The organism is Paenibacillus aquistagni (assembly GCF_900177815.1).
GTDB lineage: Bacteria > Bacillota > Bacilli > Paenibacillales > Paenibacillaceae > Paenibacillus_B > Paenibacillus_B aquistagni.
Window position 1 is genome coordinate 12,058 of sequence record NZ_FXAZ01000004.1, and the last position, 26,177, is coordinate 38,234.

The 26,177-nt window shown below is 47.7% G+C and carries 23 protein-coding genes; 22 read left to right on the plus strand and 1 reads right to left on the minus strand.

Going from position 1 to position 26,177, the window contains the following annotated elements:
• The first annotated feature begins 40 nt into the window (after positions 1-40).
• The 13 genes from hisD (at position 41) to B9Y93_RS14185 (ending at position 13,227) form a co-directional block, all read left to right on the plus strand.
• Positions 41-1,339, plus strand: coding sequence for a histidinol dehydrogenase (hisD, locus tag B9Y93_RS14125; protein WP_085495187.1), 1,299 nt, complete (start codon positions 41-43; stop codon positions 1,337-1,339).
• A 15-nt stretch (positions 1,340-1,354) separates the two neighbouring features.
• The gene (hisB, locus tag B9Y93_RS14130; protein WP_244903412.1) at positions 1,355-1,969 is read left to right on the plus strand and encodes an imidazoleglycerol-phosphate dehydratase HisB; all 615 of its coding nucleotides are present in this window, start codon (positions 1,355-1,357) and stop codon (positions 1,967-1,969) included.
• Positions 1,970-2,596, plus strand: coding sequence for an imidazole glycerol phosphate synthase subunit HisH (hisH, locus tag B9Y93_RS14135; RefSeq protein WP_085495189.1), 627 nt, complete (start codon positions 1,970-1,972; stop codon positions 2,594-2,596).
• A gap of 108 nt (positions 2,597-2,704) precedes the next feature.
• Complete coding sequence (hisA, locus tag B9Y93_RS14140; protein ID WP_244903413.1) at positions 2,705-3,454, plus strand: 1-(5-phosphoribosyl)-5-[(5-phosphoribosylamino)methylideneamino]imidazole-4-carboxamide isomerase; 750 nt, start codon at positions 2,705-2,707, stop codon at positions 3,452-3,454.
• 31 nt (positions 3,455-3,485) lie between these two features.
• Complete coding sequence (gene hisF / locus B9Y93_RS14145) at positions 3,486-4,244, plus strand: imidazole glycerol phosphate synthase subunit HisF (protein WP_085495193.1); 759 nt, start codon at positions 3,486-3,488, stop codon at positions 4,242-4,244.
• Entirely contained in the window at positions 4,241-4,993 is a 753-nt protein-coding gene (gene hisIE / locus B9Y93_RS14150; protein ID WP_085495195.1) for a bifunctional phosphoribosyl-AMP cyclohydrolase/phosphoribosyl-ATP diphosphatase HisIE, read from the plus strand. The genes hisF and hisIE overlap by 4 nt, the downstream gene beginning before the upstream one ends.
• A 799-nt stretch (positions 4,994-5,792) precedes the next feature.
• Positions 5,793-7,715: a tetratricopeptide repeat protein gene (locus B9Y93_RS14155; RefSeq protein ID WP_085495196.1), complete on the plus strand. Its 1,923-nt coding sequence runs from the start codon at positions 5,793-5,795 to the stop codon at positions 7,713-7,715.
• A 131-nt stretch (positions 7,716-7,846) separates the two neighbouring features.
• The gene (gene trxB, locus B9Y93_RS14160) at positions 7,847-8,803 is read left to right on the plus strand and encodes a thioredoxin-disulfide reductase (RefSeq protein ID WP_170936668.1); all 957 of its coding nucleotides are present in this window, start codon (positions 7,847-7,849) and stop codon (positions 8,801-8,803) included.
• A gap of 192 nt (positions 8,804-8,995) precedes the next feature.
• On the plus strand, positions 8,996-9,949 hold the full coding sequence (locus tag B9Y93_RS14165) for an ROK family glucokinase (RefSeq protein WP_085495198.1): 954 nt from the start codon (positions 8,996-8,998) through the stop codon (positions 9,947-9,949).
• A gap of 28 nt (positions 9,950-9,977) precedes the next feature.
• Positions 9,978-10,874: an RNase adapter RapZ gene (rapZ, locus tag B9Y93_RS14170; RefSeq protein ID WP_085495200.1), complete on the plus strand. Its 897-nt coding sequence runs from the start codon at positions 9,978-9,980 to the stop codon at positions 10,872-10,874.
• Positions 10,875-10,886: 12 nt separating this feature from the next.
• Complete coding sequence (locus B9Y93_RS14175; RefSeq protein WP_085495202.1) at positions 10,887-11,873, plus strand: gluconeogenesis factor YvcK family protein; 987 nt, start codon at positions 10,887-10,889, stop codon at positions 11,871-11,873.
• A 6-nt stretch (positions 11,874-11,879) separates the two neighbouring features.
• The gene (gene whiA, locus B9Y93_RS14180; RefSeq protein ID WP_085495204.1) at positions 11,880-12,812 is read left to right on the plus strand and encodes a DNA-binding protein WhiA; all 933 of its coding nucleotides are present in this window, start codon (positions 11,880-11,882) and stop codon (positions 12,810-12,812) included.
• A gap of 148 nt (positions 12,813-12,960) precedes the next feature.
• On the plus strand, positions 12,961-13,227 hold the full coding sequence (locus tag B9Y93_RS14185) for an HPr family phosphocarrier protein (RefSeq protein WP_085495206.1): 267 nt from the start codon (positions 12,961-12,963) through the stop codon (positions 13,225-13,227).
• Between the two features lie 140 nt (positions 13,228-13,367).
• Here the strand turns inward: B9Y93_RS14185 and B9Y93_RS14190 are convergent, their stop codons facing one another.
• Complete coding sequence (locus tag B9Y93_RS14190) at positions 13,368-15,701, minus strand: helix-turn-helix domain-containing protein (RefSeq protein WP_085495208.1); 2,334 nt, start codon at positions 15,699-15,701, stop codon at positions 13,368-13,370.
• A 391-nt stretch (positions 15,702-16,092) separates the two neighbouring features.
• Between B9Y93_RS14190 and B9Y93_RS14195 the strand changes: the two genes are divergently transcribed.
• The 9 genes from B9Y93_RS14195 (at position 16,093) to B9Y93_RS14235 (ending at position 26,122) form a co-directional block, all read left to right on the plus strand.
• On the plus strand, positions 16,093-17,070 hold the full coding sequence (locus B9Y93_RS14195; RefSeq protein WP_085495210.1) for an ABC transporter permease: 978 nt from the start codon (positions 16,093-16,095) through the stop codon (positions 17,068-17,070).
• Positions 17,071-17,103: 33 nt separating this feature from the next.
• Entirely contained in the window at positions 17,104-17,988 is an 885-nt protein-coding gene (locus B9Y93_RS14200) for a carbohydrate ABC transporter permease (protein WP_085495211.1), read from the plus strand.
• 67 nt (positions 17,989-18,055) lie between these two features.
• On the plus strand, positions 18,056-19,609 hold the full coding sequence (locus tag B9Y93_RS14205) for an extracellular solute-binding protein (protein ID WP_085495213.1): 1,554 nt from the start codon (positions 18,056-18,058) through the stop codon (positions 19,607-19,609).
• Positions 19,610-19,712: 103 nt separating this feature from the next.
• Positions 19,713-21,008: a Gfo/Idh/MocA family oxidoreductase gene (locus B9Y93_RS14210; protein ID WP_085495215.1), complete on the plus strand. Its 1,296-nt coding sequence runs from the start codon at positions 19,713-19,715 to the stop codon at positions 21,006-21,008.
• A 233-nt stretch (positions 21,009-21,241) separates the two neighbouring features.
• Positions 21,242-22,246: a fibronectin type III domain-containing protein gene (locus tag B9Y93_RS14215; protein ID WP_085495218.1), complete on the plus strand. Its 1,005-nt coding sequence runs from the start codon at positions 21,242-21,244 to the stop codon at positions 22,244-22,246.
• Positions 22,247-22,418: 172 nt separating this feature from the next.
• Complete coding sequence (locus B9Y93_RS14220) at positions 22,419-22,982, plus strand: superoxide dismutase family protein (protein ID WP_085495220.1); 564 nt, start codon at positions 22,419-22,421, stop codon at positions 22,980-22,982.
• 363 nt (positions 22,983-23,345) lie between these two features.
• A complete protein-coding gene (locus tag B9Y93_RS14225) occupies positions 23,346-24,158 on the plus strand; it encodes a TrmB family transcriptional regulator (protein WP_240968219.1) in 813 nt (270 codons plus the stop codon).
• 45 nt (positions 24,159-24,203) lie between these two features.
• Positions 24,204-25,106 carry a sulfite exporter TauE/SafE family protein gene (locus tag B9Y93_RS14230; RefSeq protein ID WP_085495224.1) on the plus strand — a complete coding sequence of 301 codons (903 nt, stop codon included), beginning with the start codon at positions 24,204-24,206 and terminating at the stop codon, positions 25,104-25,106.
• Between the two features lie 26 nt (positions 25,107-25,132).
• Positions 25,133-26,122 carry an ornithine cyclodeaminase family protein gene (locus B9Y93_RS14235; RefSeq protein ID WP_085495226.1) on the plus strand — a complete coding sequence of 330 codons (990 nt, stop codon included), beginning with the start codon at positions 25,133-25,135 and terminating at the stop codon, positions 26,120-26,122.
• Positions 26,123-26,177: the final 55 nt, after the last annotated feature.

The window sequence follows — 26,177 nt, forward strand, 5'->3', positions numbered from 1 at the left end:
TTTTACTTATAACAGGATGTGCGCGGGGAGGCAGGGAATGATGAGAATCATAGCAGGCAGCGAATTCAAGCTTGAGCGGGAAGTGGATGCAGGGACGACAGAGCAGTTGAATGCGGTATTGAACATCGTGCAGCGGGTTCGATTGGAAGGGGACGAAGCTTTATTCCATTTTACACGATTGCATGACAAGACCGAGGTAACGACAGGCAATATTCGCGTGACAGCAGAGGATATCGCTCGTGCCTATGAGTTGGTGGAGCCCTCTTTCTTAGAAGCGATTCGGGAAGCTGCACAGCGCATTCGCACTTTTCATGAGAAGCAAAAGCGCGCCTCTTGGTTTGATATCCAGCCGGACGGGACGATGCTTGGCCAACTGCTACGACCGCTAAGACGTGTTGGCGTCTATGTGCCAGGAGGCAAGGCTGCATATCCCTCCTCTGTTCTGATGAACGTTATTCCGGCTCAAGTAGCAGGGGTAAAGGAGATCGTAATGGTCACCCCGCCTTCTACAGGCGGCAAGCAGGGCATTGATCCTTATATCCTCGTAGTCGCAGCGGAAGCGGGTGTTGAGGAAATCTACCGTGTGGGAGGAGCGCAGGCAATCGCCGCTCTCGCGTACGGAACCGACAGCATTGCGAAAGTGGATAAGATATGCGGACCGGGCAATATTTTTGTTGCTCTAGCAAAACGCGAGGTGTATGGGGCAGTGGATATTGACAGCATTGCTGGTCCATCGGAGATCGTGGTATTGGCCGACGAGACAGCTCATGCTTCATATATCGCTGCTGATCTTCTCTCACAAGCTGAGCATGATGAGATGGCATCCGCGGTGCTGGTAACAACCTCTAGAGCAGTAGCCGAGGCGGTTCAGCAGGAAGTGGAGCAGCAGCTCACAGTACTGCCTAGACAGTCTATTGCCTCCCAGTCGATAGAGCAGTATGGAGCGATTGTCGTGACGGACAGCATGCAAGAAGCGATAGCGCTCATTAATCGCTTGGCCCCGGAACACTTGGAGATTATGACAGAGGACCCGATGAATGAGCTGTCGCTTGTTGAGAATGCAGGGGCGATCTTCCTTGGGAACTACAGCTCAGAGCCGGTTGGTGATTATTTTGCAGGACCGAATCATATTATTCCGACGAACGGGACGGCTCGCTTCTCTTCGCCGGTCGATGTCGATATGTTTGTGAAGAAATCAAGTCTTATTCGTTACAGCAAGGAGGCGCTCTTTGCACAGGGAGAGACCATTATGAAGCTGGCGCGCCATGAGGGGCTGGAAGGGCATGCCAAAGCGATTCAGGTGCGATTGGAGCAAGAGAAGGACAACGACACAAAGTAGAAGAGGTGGATGAGGATGAGTACGAACATGCAAAATGATACGAAGCGTCGTGAGGCATCCATTGCCCGCAAGACGAATGAAACGGATATCAAGCTCGCATTTGGCCTAGACGGATCAGGAATGAGCCAACAGGATACAGGGGTGCCTTTTCTGAACCATATGCTGGACCTCTTTACGAAGCACGGACACTTTGACCTTGATGTTCTTGCTAGAGGAGATATTGAGATCGATGACCATCATACGGTTGAGGACATAGGCATCTGCCTAGGGCAAGCTTTGAGCCAAGCCCTTGGCAGCAAGGCGGGGATTAAGCGCTATGCATCGGTATTTGTGCCAATGGACGAGGCGCTGGCGCAAGTGGTGATTGATATTAGTGGACGTCCGCATTTTGAATATCGTGCTGAGTATCCTTCTGCTGTTGTCGGAACTTTTCATACAGAGCTTGTGCATGAATTTCTATGGAAGCTGGCATTGGAATCGCGCATGACGCTTCATGTCATTGTTCACTACGGTCGCAATACGCACCATATGATTGAAGCGATATTCAAGGCGCTTGGCCGTGCGCTGGATGAAGCGACAAGCATTGATCCAAGAGTGCAAGGAGTGCCGTCTACGAAAGGGGTGCTGTAATTGATCGCTATTGTTGATTATGGCATGGGCAATCTGCATAGCGTCAGCAAGGCCATTGAACGCCTCGGCGGGGAGGCTGCCGTTACTTCCGATCGAGTGGGGCTCTCACAGGCGTCCGCGATTCTGCTGCCTGGAGTTGGCGCATTCGGAGATGCGATGGCGGCTCTAAGAGAAACGGGGTTGGACCAAGTCATTGTCGAGCTTGCGCGTTCAGGCAAGCCGCTGCTAGGGATTTGTCTTGGCATGCAGCTGCTCTTTGAGGAAAGCGAGGAGCATGGTGCTCACAAGGGGCTTGGGCTGCTGCCGGGCAAAGTGGTTCGCTTCCAGGAAGGGACCTATAAGGTTCCGCATATGGGCTGGAATCGCTGCAGCTGGAAGCAGCCTAATCATGAATTGGTTGCGGGCATTCAAGAAGGACATGTGTACTTTGTCCATTCGTATCATGTTCTGCCGAGCAATCAGGATGATCTTGTAGCGGTATGCGAATATGCCAATCAGGATGTAACGGCGATTGTCGCTAGAGACAGCATATATGGCATGCAGTTCCATCCAGAGAAGAGCGGGGAGCTTGGGCTCATGCTGCTGCAACGGTTTATTGAAGTAACATCGGCTGTGAAGAAGGCCTAATCAATAGATGCCTTCCACGTTGAAATGCGATAAACACGATTGAGAGATATAGGAATCTGAATACTTGGACTTATTTCATTCTATATGATCTTAAAAGGAGTTGGAGCTGTGAGCACATCATTTATCATTTACCCTGCCATTGATATTCGTGGAGGCAAATGTGTTCGTCTTGTGCAAGGGGATTATGGACAAGAGACGATTTATAACGACAATCCTGTAGAAGCAGCCTTGGAATGGCAATCAGGAGGGGCGGAGTGGATCCATCTCGTGGATCTGGATGGCGCCAAAGAGGGACGTCCTGTAAATGCCGAGCTGATCGGGCAGATTGCCAGTCAGGTAACGATTCCTGTTCAGGTAGGAGGAGGGCTTCGCACGGAGGCGGATGTTGAACGCCTCTTGGAGCTTGGTGTATCGCGAGTCATTCTGGGTACGGCAGCAATTGAGGATCGCGAATTCGTTCAGCGTGTGCTCGCATCCTATCCATCGAAGATCGCGATCGGCATTGACGCAAGAGACGGCTATGTAGCGACTAGAGGGTGGCTCGACACCTCTCAGGTGAAGGCGGAGGAACTCGCCAAGCAGCTGGCTGAGCTAGGCGCGACCACCTTTATTTTTACCGATATTTCGCGTGACGGAATGATGAAGGGGCCGAATACAGAAGCCATCGTGAGCTTGGCACAGGCTTCCGGGCAGACGGTGATTGCCTCTGGGGGGGTAAGTTCCTTGAAGGATATCGATACGCTTGCCCAATACCGTCATGAAGGTGTGGGAGGGGCTATAGTCGGCAAAGCCCTGTATACCGGAGCCATACAGCTCTCTGATGCTGTTGAGCTTGCCAGAATGAACATGCTCGGATAAATGATTCGCTTATTAGAAAGGGAGGATGCGCATGCTTGCAAAACGGATTATTCCATGCCTGGATGTAAAGGATGGTCGTGTCGTCAAAGGTGTCAATTTCGTGCAGCTTAAGGATGCGGGAGACCCTGTGGAGCTTGCGGCTCTATATGATCAGGAAGGAGCCGACGAGCTCGTCTTCCTAGATATTTCAGCTTCCGTTGAAGGACGAGAGACGATGGTGGATGTTGTACGGGAAACGGCTGGAAGCATCTCCATTCCCTTTACTGTAGGCGGCGGCATTAAAAGTGTAGAGGATATGCAGCGCATCCTTCGGGCTGGCGCTGACAAGATCGGGATCAATACAGCTGCTGTGCTTGATCCTGGCTTGATTACAGAGGGGGCCACCCGCTTTGGCAGCCAGTGCGTCGTTGTGGCCATTGATGCCAGGTATAATCCAGAATGGCAGGATTGGGAGGTATACACCCATGGCGGACGCAAATCAACCGGTATACGTGCTGTGGAATGGGCAGAAGAGGCTGTTCGCTTAGGCGCGGGAGAGCTCCTGCTTACAAGCATGGATGCGGATGGCACGAAGGATGGATTTGACCTGCCGCTTACTTCTGTCATCTCAAGGAAAGTTTCGGTGCCTGTCATTGCATCGGGGGGAGCGGGACAGGTCGATCATTTTGAGCAGGTGCTTACAGAGGGTTGTGCAGATGCAGCGCTCGCGGCCTCCATCTTCCACTACAAGGAGATCTCCATTGCTGAAGTGAAAGAGGGATTGCGAGAGAAAGGGGTTCCCGTACGATGACAGCAACGAATAAGACAGAAGAAGCGAACCTCGTTAACTCGACTAAGGCTAGAATTGCTTTAGCGCTGAATAAAGAAGATGCCTTGGATTGGGCGCGTAAGCTCAAGTGGAATGAGCAAGGCTTAATTCCTGCCATTGTACAGGACGTTCATTCGCTTGAGGTGCTGATGGTTGCCTATATGAACCAAGAGTCCTTCGTGATGAGCTGTGAGCAGGGGGAGACGGTGTTCTGGAGCCGCTCAAGAAAGTCGCTGTGGCATAAAGGCGCCACTTCCGGTCATACGCAGCACATCAGGGGCCTATATACGGATTGTGATCAGGATACGCTTCTGATTCAAGTTACAGCCGCTGGCCCTGCGTGCCATACTGGCAGCAGAACGTGCTTTTTCGAGCCGATTGGCAGCCAGCCGGTTCATAAGGGACGCTTTGAGATTCTCGATCATTTGGAGCAGACGATCGCAGCTAGAGAGCAGGAGCGTCCAGAAGGCGCTTATACGACATACTTATTTGAACAGGGCATCGACAAGGTGCTGAAAAAGATCGGCGAAGAGGCAGCTGAGGTTATTATCGCCGCTAAAAATAATGATGCGTCTGAGCTCAAGGGGGAAATAGGCGATCTGTTGTTCCATCTGCTGGTGCTGATGAAGCAGACGGAGCTTCCATTGGATGAGGTGCTTGGCGAGCTGTCTCGTCGTCATCAGGCCCCTCGACGTGATCAATATAGTGAGCAGGGCAAGATTAAGGATTAGGCTATTGGTTGAAATGAAAGGTTGGCGGGCGTCCGTCCACTGGACCGCAATCGGCAGGTTCAATGGCGGCACCCGCTTTTTTGTGTGCCATAAAGCGGAGGAACGCATGGCTCGAACATGAGCCGTGCTGCAACTTCATCAATCATCATCTAGACATTAGATCTGAAGGATTGCCGGATTGACAGATACAAGTTATAATAATATTAGAATTATTATAATATAAAAATCATTTTTATTGCTTGTCATGAATCGATTGTCTCGACAAGGCTCTTTCCATTCTTTGCGGAATGTTCAAAATGATAGATAACGACAGGTCCGCCAAGCCTAACTGCCAGCATGCTCCTTGAGCACGGGCTGGCAGCTTCGAACTCACTAGGATTAGCTGGTCGTGCGATTGAAGATTGATAAGCCTATGCGATGAGGATGAGACATACACGTCATGCATCCATTCAATTATGACTAGAACAGAGGCAGATAGGAAGAGTGTTCATCTGTGACGCCAAGAAGGGGAAACTGCGCCTCCTTTTCTTGATTCGTAGGCCGCTCTTCTTATTCTTCATCTGCATGCAGTCTGGATAAGGAATGGATGACAACCTAACCAAACGTTAAGCAGCGTGAAAGAGAGAAGAGAGCAAGTGAGGTCAAAAACCAAGCCGATCCAGCCGCATTTGTGGACGACTAGGGATGCAGGAAAATGCAGCTTGTGGAAAGAGTTGAGGGATAACGGTCTCGTTATGTTATACTTGTGAATGCATGAATTACACACAGATAACGATGACAGTTAGGAGGTGCCTTGGCGATGGCAGATCAGATGTCTGAATCAACGGGACACCATGCGGGCAATCACACGAATCTTATTGCGTTTCCGGTTGATGCCACAGCCTATGCAGACCGTGCTATTAAGGCATTAGAGCGGATGCATTACGACAAGGCATTAAAATATTTCCGTAAGGCTGCAGATTGCGAGCCTACCGATCCCATTCACCAGTGCAATTATGCTGGAGCTCTTGCAGAAGCAGGGCAATTCGAGCAATCCAATCGAATTCTAGAACATGTGGTTACGGAGCTTGATCCAGAATTAACAGAATGCTACTACTATATGGCCAACAATTGTGCTTATCTTGAGAAATTCGAGGCAGCAGAAGCGCTGCTGGAGCATTATTTGTCCATGGACCCAACAGGGATCTATGCGGAGGAAGCCCAGGAAATGCTGGACATGCTCCATTATGAGCAGCAGCACCCTATTATGGCGAAGCGAGGGAAAACCGGCGAGTCCTCTGAGGAGGAGGCTTCTTCGGAAAAAGAGCAGCATGTTGCAACGCTTGAGCGACTTGAAGAGGAGCGGGAGTCAGCTTCTAATGAGAGGAAGGTCGATCCTTCATCGCTGGAGGATAGCGATGAGCAGGAGCTTCAGCATGCCACTGCGCGGCAAATGCTGGAGGATGGCCGCTTCAATGAAGCAGAGCAGATCCTGCTGGCGATCTTGGAGGCTGATCCTGATTTTCTAGCTGCACGCAACAACTTAGCTTTGGCATACTACTACATGGGACGCTTTGAAGAGGCCCAGCTTACGCTTCGCGGTGTGCTTGAGCGCGATGCAGGAAACTTGCATGCATTATGCAACCTGGCGATCTTTGAGCGCCAGGCAGGCCATGAGGATGTCGTACAGGAAATGATTCAAGTGCTGTCGAAGACAGAGCCCTTCCATCCTGAGCACAGCTTCAAGCTGGCCACGACGATGGGGATTCTTGGCGAGCATGAACAGGCCTATCGGCATTTGAAGCGCATTGTGACGAGAACGGCGATGAGAGAGCCTTCCGTGTACCATTATGCTGCGGTCGCGGCTTGCCACATCGGACGTTATGATGAAGCTGCGCGCTGGTGGGCGGTATGCCGCAGACTTGATGCAAAGTCGGGCATAGCCGCTTATTACCTGGAGCAGCTGCAGCGTATCCGGCCGGGGGATACCTTAACGCAGATGCCAAGCTATCATTACCGGCTGCCTTATGATGAAGAAAGCAGAAGATATCAGCAGGCGCTTGAGCATTCTGGTCTTGGGCAGCAAGTGGATCAGGAACAGTCATCCACAACAGAACTTCGCAGCGCCTGGCAGCAAAAGGTGAAGCGCGATCCGCTTGTTAGAAGCTCTCTATTCTGGGCGCTTCGTTTCGGAGATCTGGATACGAAGCTGCAGGCGATTGAAGCGATTAGCTGTCTAGGTGACTTGGAAGCGCAAGAGGCATTGCATGTACTGCTGCTGGATCCTGATCAAGAGCTTGTGGCCAAGCAGGTCAGCTTCTATATGCTAAGAAGAATGGGTGTGAGCGAGGCTATTCAGGTGGAGCTTGAAGGCAGCATTCAGTCTTATGGCACGACTTATTTGGCAGAGCCAATTCCAGAATGGGATGAAGCTTGGGGCCGTGTGATCGAGGAGCTGCGCTATCAACTGGAGCCGCATGCAAGCTTGTTGATGATGTATGATGCCGAGATGCTGTGGTACAATTGGCTGACTAAAGCATATCCCGATGTCCCCAAGCTGACAAAGGCAGGGGTATGGGCGGCGGCGCTCGAGTATATCATAATGAGACAGCATCATCGCTCGATCTCTTATCAGGAGGCTGCTGAACGCTATCAAGTATCAGCTGCCAGTGTCAGCCGCAATGTGAAGCGATTGATGGAGGAAACCTTAGTTGACAGCCATCAGAGCTCCAATCGCTCCTGATCGAGATAAGCTAGCATAAGCTTTGCGATTCTGATCATCAAAATAAGGTTATTAATAGAACAGCAAGTATTCGCTGCTCGCTCTAGAAAATGATTAAAATAGATATAACCTTTTAAGGAGGATGCTTTCCTATGACTCAACAAGTGTACAAAACGGTTGTAATCGGTACGGGTCCTGCAGGCTATACAGCAGCGATCTATTTGGCCCGCGCTAATCTGGCACCACTCATTATCGAGGGCCCTCAACCAGGAGGACAGCTGACAACGACTACTGAGGTTGAGAACTTTCCAGGCTTCCCAGAAGGCATTACGGGCCCTGAATTGATGGAGAATATGCGCAAGCAGGCGGAACGCTTTGGCACCACATTCAAGACTGGCATTGTCCAATCCGTGGATGCTAGCGAGCGACCATTCAAATTGCAAGTGGAAGGCGTGGGCGAAGTGCTCGCGGAATCCGTTATTGTAGCTACTGGGGCATCCGCTCGTTATCTAGATATTCCAGGCGAGCAGGATAATCTGGGCAAAGGCGTTAGCGCATGCGCAACTTGTGACGGCTTCTTCTTCCGCAACAAGAAGATTGTTGTCGTAGGCGGCGGCGATTCCGCAATGGAAGAAGCAAACTTCCTGACACGCTTTGCTTCTGAGCTTACACTGGTTCACCGTCGTGATGAGCTCCGCGCCTCCAAAATTATGCAGGATCGCGCGAAAAGCAATGAGAAGATCGGCTGGGCATTAAACCGCACTCCGATTGCTGTGGAAGCAGGTCCGCTTGGTGTAACCGGTCTTCGCGTTAAGAACAACGAGACTGGCGAGGAAGAAGTGATTTCTACCGATGGCTTGTTCGTAGCGATTGGGCATACGCCAAATACTGGCTTCCTGAAGGGCCAAGTGGAGCTCAATGAATCCGGTTATGTTGTTGTGAAGCCCGGCACGTCTGAAACCAGCGTACCCGGCATCTTTGCAGCAGGCGATGTGCATGATATGAAATATCGCCAAGCGATTACGGCCGCAGGCTCTGGCTGTCAAGCCGCGCTTGATTGCGAGAAGTTCTTGGAAGGCAATATGGTTCATGACTGGAGCGGAAACTAATTGCATTAGGACCCGTTGCATTCGTTATAGCAGATTCAGCTTGAACATGATATGATTTTGCACATACAGACGGAGCCGCAGCAGGCTCCGTTTGCTTGTGCTGCGGGGGTTCCCGTTCTTGACCTGACTGCTCAGGTTCGCGTATAGTGGGAACAGAAGAACCTAACGAAAAACATAAAAGGTGGATGACGCATGTCTGAACAATTCTACGTAGGTGTCGATTTGGGAGGAACGGCAATTAAGGTAGGGTTAGTGAATGCCGCAGGAGAACTCTTGCAAACGTTTGAAGGCCCAACTGAAGTAGCCCAAGGAACCGAAGCAGTCATCAATAATATTGAAAAATATGTTCGTCATATCGTAGAAACTTCGCCTTATGAATGGGATCAAATTGCTGGAGTAGGCGCAGGAGTAGCTGGATTTACCAACATTAAGGAAGGCATTATTGTGCTTGCTCCTAACATAGGTTTTAAAGAGGTGCCTATTCGCTCCATTCTTGAAGAGCGTCTTGGCAAGATGATTAAGATTGATAATGATGCAAATGTAGCTGCATTAGGCGAGGTATGGAGTGGCGCAGGCAAAGGGCTTGAACATTGTGTGTGCTATACATTAGGAACAGGTGTCGGTGGTGGAATCATTGTCGGCGGCAAGATTGTACAAGGCTTCTCCGGACTTGCAGGAGAGCTTGGACATATGGCGGTTATTCCAGATCTTGAGGCCATTCAATGCGGTTGCGGCAAGATGGGATGCTTGGAGACTGTTTCTTCAGCTACAGGCATTATTCGCATGGCTAATGACGCTGTGGAGCGCGGCGATCGCACATCGCTGTCTCTTCTGGAGCATGCGATTACCGCAAAGGATGTATTTGATGCGGCAAAGGCAGGCGATGAGGTGTCTGAGCGAATCGTAAGCCGGGCTGCCTTCTACATTGGGAAATCCATGGCTTCGATCGCCGTTACATTGAACCCAGAGCGTTTCATTATTGGAGGCGGGGTGTCCAAAGCTGGCGATTATTTATTTGACCAGATCCGAGACACGTTTATGAAGCTTACACCTGAGCCAGTCACACGTGGTGTGTCAATCGTAGCAGCGGAATTAGGCAACGACGCAGGAATGATTGGAGCCGCAGGCCTGTTCTTGCATTCGTAATGGGTTTGCAGTAAGGAGAGGACAAACGATGATAGAGTCGATGGAAACATCAGCAATGTCGAAGCTGGTCATTATTACAGGGATGTCAGGTGCAGGCAAGACGATTGCCGTGCAGAGCCTAGAGGACCTCGGATTTTTTTGCGTAGATAATCTTCCCCCTGTCTTGATTCCCAAATTTGCTGAGCTCATCGAGCAATCCAAGGGCAAGATTGCCAAGGTAGCCTTGGTGATAGACTTGAGAGGTCGTGAGTTCTTTACAGCTTTATCTGAATCTTTGAATTATATTCGTGATCACTACACGATCAGCTGCGAGATCTTATTCCTTGATGCCACCGACAGCGTTCTGGTGCAGCGATACAAGGAGAGCAGAAGACGCCATCCGTTAACTCCGGATGGGATGCCGCTTGATGGCATTCGTATGGAGCGCAAGCTTCTTGAGGATCTTAAGGGATGGGCGAATCAAGTCATTGATACGAGCAATCTGAAGCCTGCTCAGCTCAAAGATCGAATTATTAGCCGATTTATGCAATCTGACCAGCATTTGATGTCCATTAATGTGACCTCATTTGGCTTCAAATATGGTGTGCCTATTGATGCAGACCTCATCTTTGATGTGAGATTTCTGCCGAATCCGCATTATGTGGAGCAGCTGCGTCCGAGAACGGGCCAGGATCAGGATGTATATGATTATGTCATGAAGTGGCCGGAAACTCAGCAATTTCTAACGAAGCTATTGGATATGCTGAATTACCTTATTCCTCAATATCATAAAGAAGGAAAGAGTCAGGTCGTTATCGGCATTGGCTGTACCGGAGGCAAGCACCGCTCGGTTGCCATAGCTGAATATATCGGTCGTATGATCGGTGCTAGTGACACGGAAAGTGTACGTATCAGTCACCGCGATGCGGAACGTGACCGACACTGACGGGAGGTCGCTATGGGTCAACAATCGAAGAAGCAGCAGCGCCCGCGCATCGTAGTGATGGGTGGCGGTACAGGGCTGTCGGTCATGCTTCGTGGACTTAAGGAGAAGCCTCTGGATATTACAGCTATTGTAACAGTGGCTGATGATGGAGGCAGCTCTGGCATTTTAAGAAATGAATTGCAAATGCCGCCTCCAGGGGATATTCGCAACGTACTTACAGCATTAGCCGATGTTGAGCCATCTCTATCCGAGATGCTGAAGTATCGATTCAAGCAAGGGACGGGCTTAGCAGGACATAGTCTTGGCAATCTAATCCTTGCAGCAATGTCTGATATTACAGGCGATTTCGTGGCAGGTGTTCGTGAGTTGAGCCGTGTGCTCGCCGTGCGCGGCAGAGTGCTGCCAGCAGCGAATGAAGCGGTTGTGCTCAAGGCCGAGATGATGGATGGGACGATTGTTGAAGGGGAATCCAATATTCCAAAGTACGGCAAGCGCATCAAGCGTGTATTCCTAGAGCCGGATGATGTCGAGCCGTTGGAGGAAGCGGTTGAGGCCCTGCGTGAAGCAGATGCCATCCTAATTGGGCCAGGCAGCTTGTATACCAGCATTATCCCTAATCTGCTCGTGCCTAAGCTCGCAGAGGCTATCATTGAATCCCAAGCCGTAAAGCTGTTTGTCTGCAATGTCATGACACAGCCTGGCGAGACGGATAATTATACGGTAAGCGATCATTTAACGGCTGTACAAGACCATATTGGACATCAATTGTTCGATTATGTGATTGTCAATGATGGCGAGATTCCGCCTCAAGTGCAGGATTTGTACGCTGAGAAGGGGTCGACTGCAGTTCATCTAGACCTTGATGAGGTGACAAGACAAGGCTACAAAGTCATTGCGGATTCCTTGGTCTTATTCCGCACCTATCTGCGGCATGATGCGGCAAAGCTCAGCCACCATATTTATCAGCTTGTTGAAGATTGGATGTTACGAAAGAGGTGAATGACGATGTCTTTTGCGGCACAAACCAAAAAAGAGCTCACGATGATTGAATCGGATTCGTGCTGTGAAAAGGCTGAATTATCTGCGCTGATGCGAATGAATGGCTCGGTGCAGCTCTCCTCTAATCGCAAGGTTGTCTTGGATATATCAACGGAGAATGCTGCGATTGCTCGCCGCATCTACACGCTTGTGAAGAAGCACTTTCAGATCCATACGGAGCTGTTGGTGCGTAAGAAAATGCGCCTTAAGAAGAACAATGTCTATATTGTTCGTATTCCCGCAGGCGTACAGGAGATTCTGTTAGATCTTCACATCGTCTCCGAAGGCTTCTTGTTCACTGACGGAATAGATCCAAGCACAATAGCAAACAATTGCTGTAAGCGTGCTTACTTGAGAGGAGCTTTTCTTGCGGGAGGCTCGGTAAATAATCCGGAAGGTTCATCCTATCATCTGGAGATCTCTTCGATGTATGAAGAGCACTGCAAGGCACTGGCTGATCTCGCTAACGAGTTTTATTTGAACGCTCGTTGGATTGAGCGCAAGAAGGGGTTTGTCTTCTATATCAAGGAAGGCGAGAAGATTATTGAATTCCTTAATATTATTGGCGCGCATCAGGCGCTGTTTAAGTTTGAGGATGTGCGCATTATGCGGGACATGCGTAATTCCGTTAACCGAATTGTGAACTGTGAGACGGCGAACCTTAACAAGACCATTGGCGCAGCCGTAAGACAGATCGATAATATTAAGCTGATTCAAAGGGAAATAGGCCTTGATTCGCTTCCTGATAAGCTTCGCGAGGTAGCGGAGGTTCGTCTGGCTCATCCGGATATCAATCTCAAGGAAGTTGGCGAATTGCTGAAGGTCAAAGTGAGCAAGTCAGGGGTTAATCACCGCCTGCGCAAGCTTGATGAGATCGCCGAACGAATTCGAAGACCATGACACTTTTGTTCTAGTTTAATATCCTTTATAATGGTATAATGTGATAAAATGAACTATAATGACGTAAAATTTACTAATGCTTCAATGTTGATGTTGTAACATGTTTATGTTGTAATTATGTAACAAATATATAGGGGGTATGATTTGCATGGCTCAACAACCAGTTGTTGTACGTCTGAAGACAGGACTGCATGCACGTCCAGCGGCACTGTTCGTACAAGAGGCAAATAAATATTCTTCGGATATCTTCGTGGAGAAGGAAGACAAAAAGGTTAATGCGAAGAGCATTATGGGTATTATGAGTCTCGCAATCAGCTCGGGCACGTCTATTACCATTACAGCAGATGGCGCGGATGCAGATCAGGCTGTAAGCGCTTTAGTATCGCTCGTTAGCAAGGAAGAATTGGAGAACTAATCTTCGCTCATACAAGCAAGATGCAGTTGACCAATACCGTATGATGGGAAAGGAACGCCATCGTTCTTTTCTTGAATATAAGGTTATGCGATGGAAAGAAAGAAGCCGCTATCCGTTATGGAGAGCGGCTTCTTTCTTTTTCATTTAACAAATGGCTTGATGCCAGAATCCTGCTGTCGATATTGTCCAGGGGTGACTCCCTCAAGCTTCTTAAACATCCGATTGAAGTAGGAAGGTTGATACCCGGCAGCCTCTGCAATCTCATTGATGCGCATATCCGTAGTAAGCAGCAGTTCTTTACAGCGGTTCATGCGCACTGTAGTCAGGTAATCCATATAGTTTGTGCCTGTCATTTGCTTGAATGCCTTGCTGAGCTGAGAGACGCTCACACCTGCCTCGGCAGCAATGGTATCGAGGGAGAGATCCTGCATGCCATTCTGCTCAATCTGCTCAAGCACATGTTCGACAATTGATTTCATGGAACTATTGAAGTTCTTTGTAAGCTGATGTAGATAAGGCACAATGATCTCCGCCTCGAACCAGTGAATGCAGGCTTTAGGCTCTCGGAGCAAGGATAACTGCTCCTGTAGATTCGAAAAGTCATAAATCTGATAAGGATTAAGACCAGCCTGCAGCATGGAGCGATGCACACTGGTTATTAAGCGTATAAGGCCGTGATGAACATGCCACTCTGAGCTGCCGCTGGCCTGCAATGCAGTGACAAAGCGGCTGAGTGAGCGCATAGCTTCTTCACGGAGTCCCAGGTTCAAGTTGTGAATAAACTCTTGTTCGAGCTCCAATGGGAAGTCAACCCAATCATTTTTTTGCGATAATACGGTCTCTGCTTCCAAGAGCTGACTGCCTGCGTCGAAGGAACGGTATTGCAGTGCTCGCTTCGCCTGCTCAACAATGTGCGGGACATCTGTCCACTGCGAGCTTGGCCCTCCAAGCACGATCGTTGCTGTCATACGCAGCGTGTCACGGAGCGCTCGCATGATCTGATCGCCTAACAGCCGCATTTGCTTCCTTTGCTCATCAAGGGTTTGCTCCGCAGGCACAATCAGGATGACACCGAAGGAACCATCAAAAAAGTTGATCGTGTGCACATAGGCATCAAGCTCTTCAGCGAGCTCCTGGATAACGTTCAATGCTGCATAGGTAAGCAGGTGCTGGTCATTCTCAGTTAGGGGCACACGCGCTTCCCCATGAGTATGCTGCTTCAGCACGATGGCTGCGAATTGTCTATCGGAAATATCCAGCTCCATCTCGTTCAGCTTGGCGACATACTCGGCTTCTGTGAGATGAGCGGCTTGCCCGTTCACAAATTGATTGATGTACGCTTCTCTAATGGCAGGCAAGGATTGCTGCCATTGGCTTTGCAGGGTAGAATGCGAGAAACGATAACGCTTCCATTCATGCTCAATATAATCCAGCTCATTGTAGACTGAGCTCTGCCTCGTCTGCTCACTGCCGATTAGATTCAACATTTTGCGAATCGGACGATACATGCTCTTGGAAGCATACCAGCTGACGCCAAGCGAGCCAGCAAGAGCAAAGGAAAAGCACATCAAGATAATGTGGGTATAAGGCTTTGTCGGAGCCGTAATCATGGACTGAGGCGTACCAGACACGTAAGTCCATATGCTTTGCATTTTCTCAAATTGCACGGTATTCACAAGCAGGACATCATCATCAATTGGAACTCTCATGCGTTGATGAGACAAGCCTTCTCCGTCATGCTTAAGCTCAAGCTGCTCCCGAATGGCACTCATCGCCTCCGGCATCATGCGGCTCTGTCCTGACTCTCCGATAAGATGGCTCTTGCCATCCAGCAAGAACGATATGTTCTCCGCATTGCGAATCACATGGAGCTTGGAAGGGTCGATATAGATCACGATGGCGCCGTAAGGAGCATGGCCGTTGAAGGGCAGCCTCATAACAAGAGCATGAGAGGAACCGCCTTTATTGAATGGGCGTTCAAGATCGTGAACCCAGAACATATCGGTGTCCTCATCCATCAGCCTACCAAAGCTTGAGGCATCATCCTTATCATCAAGCGTTCGAAGCCCGAGCTCTGGCTCCATGATTTTGTTTTGCTTTTGAATATAAAGATAGACTTGATCGACAAGAGGATCCGCACTCTCCACCAGATTCAAGGTGTTAAAGAGCTCATCGGTCACTTCAATATTCGAAACAAAGTCCATATCGGATAAAGAGGATTTAAAGTACGGCTTAACGACCATATTGAGCGCATACTGAACCAACTGGGTAAATTGCTCATCCACTTGCCTGGCTGCATCCACAAGCGCTTCTTCGTTGCGCTGCTGATATTGATTAATCATATGCTGATTGCCTACATAGAGATAGACGGCTGTTATGACGGAGATGGGAAGGCAGGTTAACAATATCGCAAGTACAATACTTCTCCAGTACATGATTCCTTTGAAACCGGATTCAGAATTCCTTGGTCTCATTTTCGTAAACCCCCTGTTGGTTAAGGCGAATTCTTGCAGCTGCTGGATTCGAATTGGGAACTTCTACATGATTAGTACTATCATAGCGAATGTATAGGCAGGTGAAAAGGCTGTATCTGATGGGAAGGAGAGCATTTATCTCATAAAGGCATAAAGATGGCCTGTATTGAAGCGCAGGAAAAAAAGTGCAATTGAAGGAAATGAAATCCCCCTAACCCTTGCTATATCAACGATAGCGGGCGGAAGGACATCTTGGTATTAGGTCTAGAAGCGCTGCGGAAAAAAAGTAAAATTGCAGGCAATTATGGAAGCGTATACATTAGGGGTACATTTCAAGATCCCGAGAACGGTAAATCGAATGAGATGACACGCTGAAAGTGAGGGAATACCGATGAAAGTACAAGACACCGTTCAGCCTGCAAAAGGGGCACCAACTGCTCGGTCTGCAAAGCCTAAATCAAAGTGGGGGCGGCTTTGGTCTGATGTCGTGCGTGATAAGTACCTGTATGTGCTTGCCCTGCCAGGCATCTTGTTTTTTATTATCTTCAAATATATTCCGATCACCAACCTTGTAATTGCGTTTCAAGAATACTCGCCTTACTTTGGTGTGCTGGGAAGCCCTTGGGTCGGCTTTGAGCATTTTGCTCGATTTTTCTCTAATAATGATTTCTGGATGCTGTTGCGCAATACGCTGGCAATTAGCTTCCTGAGCTTAATCTTCTTTTTCCCAGCGCCGATTATATTGTCATTAATGCTCAATGAGGTGAGAAGCTCGCTTTATAAGCGAACAATACAATCACTCGTGTACATTCCGCACTTCTTGTCTTGGGTGCTGATCTATGGCTTAACGTATCTGATGTTCTCGCAGTCGGAAGGGCTGTTCAACAAGTGGCTCGTCTCGATGAACTGGGAGACCATAGATATTTTGTCTAACCCGAATTACTTCTGGGGAATGCTGACGGCTCAGTCGATCTGGAAGGAGATTGGATGGGGTACGATCATATTCCTAGCTGCCATTGCAGGCGTTGATCCTCAGCTCTATGAGGCTGCGGTGATGGATGGAGCAGGGCGTCTCAGACGGATGTGGCATGTGACGCTTCCAGCGATGCGCAATGTCATTTTGATTCTATTGATCCTCCGTCTTGGCACGATTCTAGATACCGGCTTCGAGCAGATCTATCTTATGATGAATGCGGCAGTCACGAATGTAGCCGAAGTATTTGATACGTATGTGTATCGTGTGGGGATACGGCAAGGCGAATTCAGCTACAGTACCGCGATTGGCTTGTTCAAATCCATCGTCGGTGTCATTATGGTTGTCACGGCCAATAAGCTGGCAAGACGATACGGCGAGGACAGCTTGTATTAATCGAACCATCACCCAGATAGGAGGGGTATTCATATGCACGAACGAGGATGGAAAAACGGCATATTCAGTCTCATCAACAATACCTTGCTGCTGCTTATTGGACTGGCGACGGTCTTTCCCATTTACTATACGGTTATTCTGTCATTTACCGATCCGGTGGAATATTATCAGCGAAGCTTGATCTTGTGGCCAAGAGATTGGACGCTTGATGCTTACAAGCATCTATTGTCTAACGGTTTGTTCGTCAGCTCGATCTCCGTGAGCGTGTTTCTCGCAACGGTAGGCACCGCGCTCAGCTTGTTGGTGACAGGCGGCATGGCCTATGCGGTATCCAGAAAGCGCCTGCGCTTTCGCAAGGCGATGATGATTATGGTACTGATTACGTTCTTGTTTACGCCAGGCTTGGTTCCGTTGTATCTGGTTGTGCGTAATCTTGGACTTATTGATAGCGTATGGTCGCTTATTCTGCCGAGCTTAACGAGCGCTTGGTATGTATTATTGATGAAGGGCTTCTTCGACAGTATTCCGGAAAGCCTTGAAGAAGCGGCAATGATTGATGGCTGCAATGATATTGGCGTATTCTGGCGCATTATTCTTCCCTTGTCGCTGCCCGCTCTTGTTGCATTCGGCTTGTTCTTTGCCGTCGGCTATTGGAACACGTACTTCAATGCGCTGATGTTCATCAACGATCAGAAGATGTGGCCGCTGCAGGTGCTGCTGCAAAACATGCTCGTTGATCCAACGACGATGGGCTCCGGCAGTGGAGGAGGCTTTGCCTTCCATGTCAACAGACAGGTGCCAACGGAAACCTTGAAGATGGCCGCGGTCGTTATTGCGACAATACCAATCATGTTAGTGTATCCATTCCTGCAGAAGCACTTCGCCAAAGGTGCGATGGTAGGTTCTGTGAAGGGATGATTCGATATACTGAGGCAAGTCAGCAGGTCCAGTCAGGTGCGATCATCATAAACGGGAGGGTCTAGGTATGAAAAACACAGAACGAAAGTCGCCGAAGTCGCTGTTAAAAATGACACTGCTACTGCTCTTGACGAGTTCATTACTGCTTAGTGCGTGCGGTGGAGGAGGCTCCGGCAGCGAGTCAAAAGGCAATGAAGGCGGTACAGACAGCAATGAGCCTACAAGCATTACGATTCAGACCTTGAACTATGCAACGGAATTTATTGATAATACCAATGCCCTGTGGAAAGAGCTTGAGAAAGAGACGAACACGAAGCTGAACATTACGTGGTTGTCTCCATCTACCGCAGAGGAGAAGATTAACGTGATGCTGGCTTCGGGAGATTTGCCAGAGGTTACGTTTGTTGAATCCATGCAGAACCCTCAGCTGCAAAAAATGCTGAAGCAAGGCGTGTTCTGGGACTTGACTCCTTTCTTAAAAGACTATCCGAATCTCAACCGCGATGAGTTGAAAGAGATGTGGGATGTAACCAAAGTGGATGGAAAGAACATGGTCATTCCGCGTTATTATCCAAGCTATGGCGGAGGCATCTTCCCAATGGTCCGCAAGGATTGGCTGGATGCCTTGAATCTAGAGACGCCAAAGACCTTGGATGAATTCTACAATGTGCTGAAAGCTTTTAAAGAGAAAGATCCGAACGGCAACGGTCAAGCGGATGAGATTCCGTATACCGCTAACCCTGGATCACTTGCTTACATCTACAACATCTTCAATGAAACACAAGGCTCTTGGAAGCTGCAGTCTGACAATACGTTGTCGCCAATTATCACGTCCGAAGAGTCTAAAGAAGCGATGCTGTGGATCAAGAAAGCCTATGAGGACGGCTTATTCCCTAAAGACTTTGCGATCATGAAATTCTCGCAGGTGATGGATACGATGAGAAGCGGCAAGGCAGGCGTCGGCGGCATGTCCATGAACCATGCTTGGGTGACCGGCAAATCGGTGCGTGATGTCGATCCGAAGGCAGACTTGATGCCTTTGTCTTACTTGGAAAATGCGAATGGCGTGAAGTATACGCCGTCAGGCTCCCCTTATTATGGCGTGTACCTCATTCCTAAGAAGGTGCCTGAAGCGAAAGTGAAGAAGATTCTAGAGTTTTTCGACTATGGCTACAGCAAAGAAGGCAATGAGATGCTGACCTACGGTCTTGAAGGAGTTCATTACACGGTTGAAAATGGTAAAAAAGTATCGACGCCACAAGCTGCTATCGATAAGACAGGGGATGGCAACCTAAACAACATGATTCACTTGGTTAGCGATGATATGTCTATCAGCGCAGTCGGCATGCCTGATGATGTGTACAACCGCAACGTTGAGATCGTCAATGAGCGCAAGACGGTTAAGGTTCCGAATCCTTCGGCAGAGCTGTATTCGGAAGCTTATAACAAGTACTACCCAGAGATCTCGAAAAAGGTTGAAGATATGCGTGTCATGGTCATTACTGGCAAGGAATCGATTGAATCGTACGATAAATTGATTGAATCAATCAAAAATGACCCAAAAATGAAGGAAATTACAGATGAGATGTCGAAGGCTTATCAGGAGAAGTATGTGAAATAGATAGAAACAAAAGATGCAGGCAGGTGCGTGTCGGGGAGGGCGCGCACCCTCTTGTGTCTAATCACTTGCGGAGACTTTGCAGTCAGAGAGGGAGAGATGGAACATGAAGCCGGTAACAGCAATTGTCATTGGCGCCGGAGATCGGGGGGAACGCGCTTATGCGCCATATGCCCTTCAGCACCAATCCGAGCTTGTTATTGTTGGCGTGGCCGAGCCTATTCAGGAACGTCGTGAGCGATTCGCGAAGACATATGGTTTGACAACAGAGCAGCAGTACGATACTTGGCAAACGATTCTTGAGAAGGAGCGCTTGGCTGACGTGGCCATTATCTGTACGATGGATCGGATGCACCGGGAACCGACTTTGAAGGGACTTGAGCTTGGCTATCATGTTCTGCTTGAGAAGCCGATGTCTCCTGATCCACAAGAATGTGTGGAGATGGAGCTAGCGGCCAAGGAGCATCAGCGTCTGCTCACGATCTGTCATGTGCTCCGCTATACGACATTCTGGCAGGCGATCAAGCAGGAAATACAAGATGGAGCGATTGGAGAAGTGGTCTCCATCCAGCTTAATGAAAATGTTGGCAATATGCATATGTCTCATAGCTTTGTTCGCGGCAATTGGAGGAACAGCGTGGAATCGAGTCCGATGATTCTGCAAAAGTCATGCCATGACATGGATATTCTGGCTTATCTGATGGACGAGCCTTGTGAGCGAATCAGCTCCTTTGGCTCATTAATGCACTTTACGGAAGCGAACAAGCCTGAAGGAGCGCCAGCTTATTGTATTCAGGGCTGTCCTGCAGAAGAGAGCTGCCAGTACCATGCAGTCAATTATTATCTCAGCGAGGCAGGCCGCGGCTGGGCGAAGAAGTTCGTTGACCAAGGCACCGATGAGGAGATTCTAGCAGCACTTTCAGATGGCCCTTATGGGCGTTGTGTGTATCAAACGGATAATAATGTGGTGGATCACCAGGTCGTCAACATGGAATTCAAGAGCGGTGCAACCGCCATGTTCAGCATGAGCGGGTTCACGCATGATAATACGCGGATTGTTCAGATTATGGGGACGAAGGGCGATATTCGCGGGGATATGATGGACTACTCCTTCACAGTGAATGATTTCGTAACGAAAAAAGCACGTGAGATGAAGCTGAAGGAAACGGCATCCGGGCATGGCGGGGGAGACTTCGGGATCGTGGCCTCCTTCCTTGATGAGGTGCGTTCATTCGATGAAGGTGGCACAGAGAACCTGTCTTCCGCTTCGATATCGGTGCGGAGCCACTTAATGGCCTTTGCTGCTGAGCATTCCCGTCAGCATGGCGGAGCGCCTGTCGAGATTCAAGCATACTATGATCAGTTTGCAGCACAGCCTCAATATTTAAAAGGCTATAATTAAAAACTGGATTCAACTATAAAGGTACCATCTCATAGTTTTAAATAGAAGCCATGGAATGTAAATTTTACGTTCTGTGGTTTTTTCGTGTCCATTTAAATGAGTGAATTTAAAGATATATAAAGAAATAAACAAAAATTAATTAAAATTACATAAAATGGATTTTAATGTTTGGACATGCTCAGAAATATTTAGTACTTTTTCTATGTGATTACAATTACAAAGGAGAATGTGTCATGAAAAAGTTTTTATCAGCATTACTTGTAGCGTTAGTGGCTGTCGTTATCGTTGTGCCTGTCTCTTCTGTGGATGCATATTCAAGAGGACTACTTCAAGGATCTCCACTCACAATATCAACAGATTATGGTGTCTCGCATGGGACAACTGATTTAGTAACTGATGGACTCGATTGGACATATCATGATATAGAAGCCAACGGAAATTATGGTGCGAAGAGTAACCTGACATATACATTTACAAGTACAAGCACAATAACATCGTATAAGCTATTAGCAGTTAATAATCCTAATTTTGACCATAACACTGTAAGTATCCTTTTTTATGATACAAATGGCAATCAAATTAAGGAAGTAACAAATCCTAATGGTGGGGGCACAATTAATACGCTTGACACCCCTATCAATGGAGTGAAGAAGATAGCCTTGCGTCAGTGGTCACCATATTCTCAAAGAGTATATGAATTTGATGTATTTGGGAGAGAAGATATATCTCCTCCACAGACACCGACAAATTTAAAAGCAACAAGTGGTAAGGGTGAAATAGATCTCACATGGAATACAGTTACTGAAGTTACTTATTATAATATAAAACGATCTACAACCTCATGGGGACCCTTCACTACTGTAGCGAGTAGTGTTTATGGACAGTATACGGATTCAAATGTTGTAGCAGGTGCAACTTATTACTATGTAGTTAGTGCAACGAATAAAGCTGGGGAAAGCGGAAATTCAAATCTAGTATCAGCAATGGTGCAAGCAGCACAAGAGGACAGAGCAATATTAGTCGTTACATTAATGACTGGAGCAACCAAAGAATATGATCTGTCCAATAATGAACTGAATTCCTTTTTAAACTGGTATGAAAAGAGGGCTTCTGGACAAGGATCTAGTACATACGAAATAGATAAAGGTAGGAATGTAGGGCCATTTTTAAGTCGAAAGGATTATCTCGTTTTTGATAAAATCTTGACATTTGAAGTCAATAAATATAGTGCTAAATAAGAACAAAAAATAAGAATAACGAAATGGGAGAGGCACGTTTTAGCGTGCCTCTTTTATTATGTTCTAGGAATATGATGAAACTTTCTTCGAGGCATTTTTGTTGTGATTATGATGAGAAATGTTTGGAAATAATAAGGTGCAGTACATATAACCAAAAGTTCAGGAGGCCGTTATGAAGCTAAGGAACATTTTTTTACTAGTGTTTTCTGTGCTACTCATTCTACTTGTTAGCTGTGAAGGCAAAGATCTCCCCGTATCCGCTCAAATGAACGAGCCAGCTGAGAAGGTTCAGCCTATCGCGCAGGACATTATGGACAGCAAAGGCAGCAAAATGGGGACTGCGACCTTTACACAGCTCGCTAAAGGGGTGCAGGTGGATGTCAAGGTGGCTGGCCTTAAACCGGGTCTGCACGGGATTCATATCCATGAGACTGGAAAATGCGAACAGCCTGACTTTAAGTCGGCTGGCGGGCATTTCAACCCTTCAATGAAGGAGCATGGCTTTGATAACCCAAATGGCGAGCATGCGGGAGATATTCCGAATCTCGTTGCTGGACCTGACGGCACAGCGGAAGCTCAATTTGTAGTAACGACCGTTACCTTGCAGAAGGGAGTGCCGAACTCTTTATTAAAAGAAGGCGGTACAGCGCTGATCATTCATGCCGATCCCGATGATATGCATACGAATCCAGCAGGCAATGCCGGAGACCGAATTGGCTGCGCGGTCATACGTTAAGTAAAATGATGAAATCCGCATAGTTAACCAATTCAACCTGGTCTAAAGCTTACTACAGCTTTGGCCAGGTTTTTTGCGTAAACAGAAGATTTACAGCCTGCCATGCAATGTTGAAGGAGCCTTCGTTGAGTGTGGGGGACAAAAGCAAAAGGTGATTTTCAAAAAAAAGATTGTGAAATACTGTACAAAGTAATGAAGATGGTTTATAGTAGTTAACGAGGGTAGCTACTATCAAACGCAACAAAACAGCATTAATAGTGAAAATAATCACAATTCAAGCATCGCAACATGCGCTTCATCATTTTGTGAAAATCCCGAATGTCTGTACAATGAAGAAATACGAATAACGACTCGGGAGGAAGCATGATGGAGAAAGTCATTCAACTGCTAAAGTCATTTCATTTTACGGAGTCCGAAACGAAGGTGTATATCTCATTGCTTAAGAATGGACCGGGTACAGGATATGAGATCAGCAAGCAGTCTTCTGTACCAAGATCTAAGGTGTACAACACGCTCGAAATCTTAATAGATAAGGGATGTGTGGTGGTATCCAAGCAGCAGAATCCGGTGAATTACAGTGCTGTACCGATTGATGAGTTTATTGGAAATATTAGAAGCTCGATGGATGATAACCTTGCTGAAGTCAAGCAGGAGCTAACAAGTTACAACCAGACTATGGATTTGGAGACGTTATGGTATATCCAAGGGTATAAAAATATTTTTAATAAATGCAGACATCTGCTCAAGGAAGCTGTTTCCGATGTATATGTACAGGTATGGAAAGAGGATATTGACTATATTCTTGATGAGCTGCAAGAAGTAGAGACTCGCTTGAATCAATCGGTCATTATTTTGTACAGCACAAATCACGATTACGATGTTCCACTCTCCAATTATTATAAGCATGGCTTTGAGAAGGAGAAGCTCAAAGAGAGCGGTGGAAGATGGATAAACATCGTAGTGGATTCCAAAGAGATGTTATTTGGTCATATTCAAAATGAGAAGAACGCTGAAGTGATATGGACCCAGAGCGTGCCGATGGTATTTCTTGCAAAAGAGAATATCAGACACGATGCGTATTGTCTAAAGCTGATAGACGCACTCGGGGATGACGCCAAGCGTCAATTCGGAGATGAATTGATGGAAATCCGCAGTATTTTTAAGAATAAGCAGTGATATTGACGCGCATGTATAAAACTTCTACAGGAGAAGGTTGATCCTATGTCAGCAGTCGTTATTATACTTGCCCTTATCGTACTCATTAATGTAACATTTGCTGTTCGGTTTATTGTAGATGTAGTCAAGCATAGAGAGGAAATAAAAAAGGAGCCAGGGAATGGCATAATGCTCGCGTTCTCTTCCACTATTATCTTTTTCTTCTCGACATTTGGAGTATCGGACTTTGCGATTTCTTCGATATTTTACAGAAAGGCCAAGCTCGTCTCTGATAAGAAGCTTCCAGGAACTTTAAACACGCAATGTGTGATCCCAGTAGCGGTCATGGCGCTTGCATTTATTACCGTTATTAATGTGGATATAAAAACGCTGGTGGTATGTATCGTCGCACAGATTATCGGCGCCTACATCGGACCACGCTTTGTGGTCAAGCTCTCGCCTAAGGTTATCCGCAGATTTATTGGCGTCGGACTCGTCATCGCCACGATGTTTATATTGGCTGGCAAGTTCAATCTAGTGCCTTCAGGCGGCACCGCAACAGGCCTGTATGGAAGCAAGCTTGTTATCGCAGCGATCTGTCTGTTCGTATATGGAGCGCTTAACAATATTGGCATCGGTTCTTATGCACTGACGATGGTGACAGTATACGCGCTTGGACTTAACCCTGTGGTAGCGTTCCCGATTATGATGGGAGCTTGCACGTTCTCTGTACCGATCGGCAGCATGCAGTTCATTAAGTATGGAGAGTACAGCAGAAAAATCACACTGTTCACTTCAACATTTGGCGTGCTGGGCGTGCTTGTAGGCGTTTATTTGGTAAAAGGGCTGGATGTATCGATGCTTCAGTGGGTTGTAGCAGCCATTCTGCTGTATAGTGGTGTGAGCATGCTGATTAATGAATTCAAAGCAAGCAAGGCGAACAAAGAGAGCCAGCATTCGGCCGCTTAATCTGATAGAACTGAGGTGTGTTTACGATGCTTATTCTAACGAAGCAGCATATTGAACAAGTATTTACGATGAAAGATGCGATTGAAGCAGATAAAGAAGCGCTTCGACTATATACAGAAGGCAAGTGTGAGGTGCCGCTTCGAGTCAATATTGATATTCCTAAGCAGCAGGGACAAAGTCTTTTTATGCCAGCCTATGTAGAGGGGCTCGATGCAACTGGCGTTAAGATCGTTTCGGTATTTCCGAATAATATAAAGCAAGGCAAACCTTCGGTGCCGGCACAGATGATATTGCTGGATGGGAAGACAGGCGAAGTGTGTGCGATTATGGATGGAACGTATTTGACGCAGCTTCGAACAGGCGCGGTTCAGGGAGCAGCTACGGATATCCTTGCGCGTGCAGATTCCAAAATCGCTGTTCTGTTTGGTACAGGTGGACAGGCGAGTGCTCAATTGGAAGCTATGCTTAATGTTCGTGATCTGGAAGAGGTGCGTGTATTTGATTTGGACTATGAGCGCGCCAAGTCATTTGCTGCTCAGATGCAGCAGCAGTTTGCTTCGTTTAAGACGAGAATTGTAGCCGTAGAGGATGGGGATGCAGCTATTGTTGATGCAGACATCATTACAGCTGTAACGACGTCTAAGCGGCCTGTTTTTAATGGCAACCTTGTGAAAAAAGGCACTCATATCAATGGTGTTGGAGCGTATACGCCGCAAATGCAGGAGCTGCCAGAGATCATTGTGCAGCGTGCAGATAAGGTAGTGTTTGATACTACCGAAGGTGTATTGGCTGAAGCGGGTGATGTGATTATTCCAATAGATAAAGGCATCGTGTCCAAGCAGGATTTTACGGGCGAGCTTGGACAAGTCATTCTAGGGCAGGCAAAGGGCAGAGAGAATGACGAGGAGATTACTTTGTTCAAAACAGTAGGCACGGCAGTGCTTGATGTTGTAACCGCACAGTTGATCTATGAAAAAGCAATGCAGCATGGCGTTGGACAGCAAGTCGAAATATAGAGTTGCGGGTCTACAGCATCAAGTGCTGTTCTAGTTAAAGTTCCATAAAGTCAAA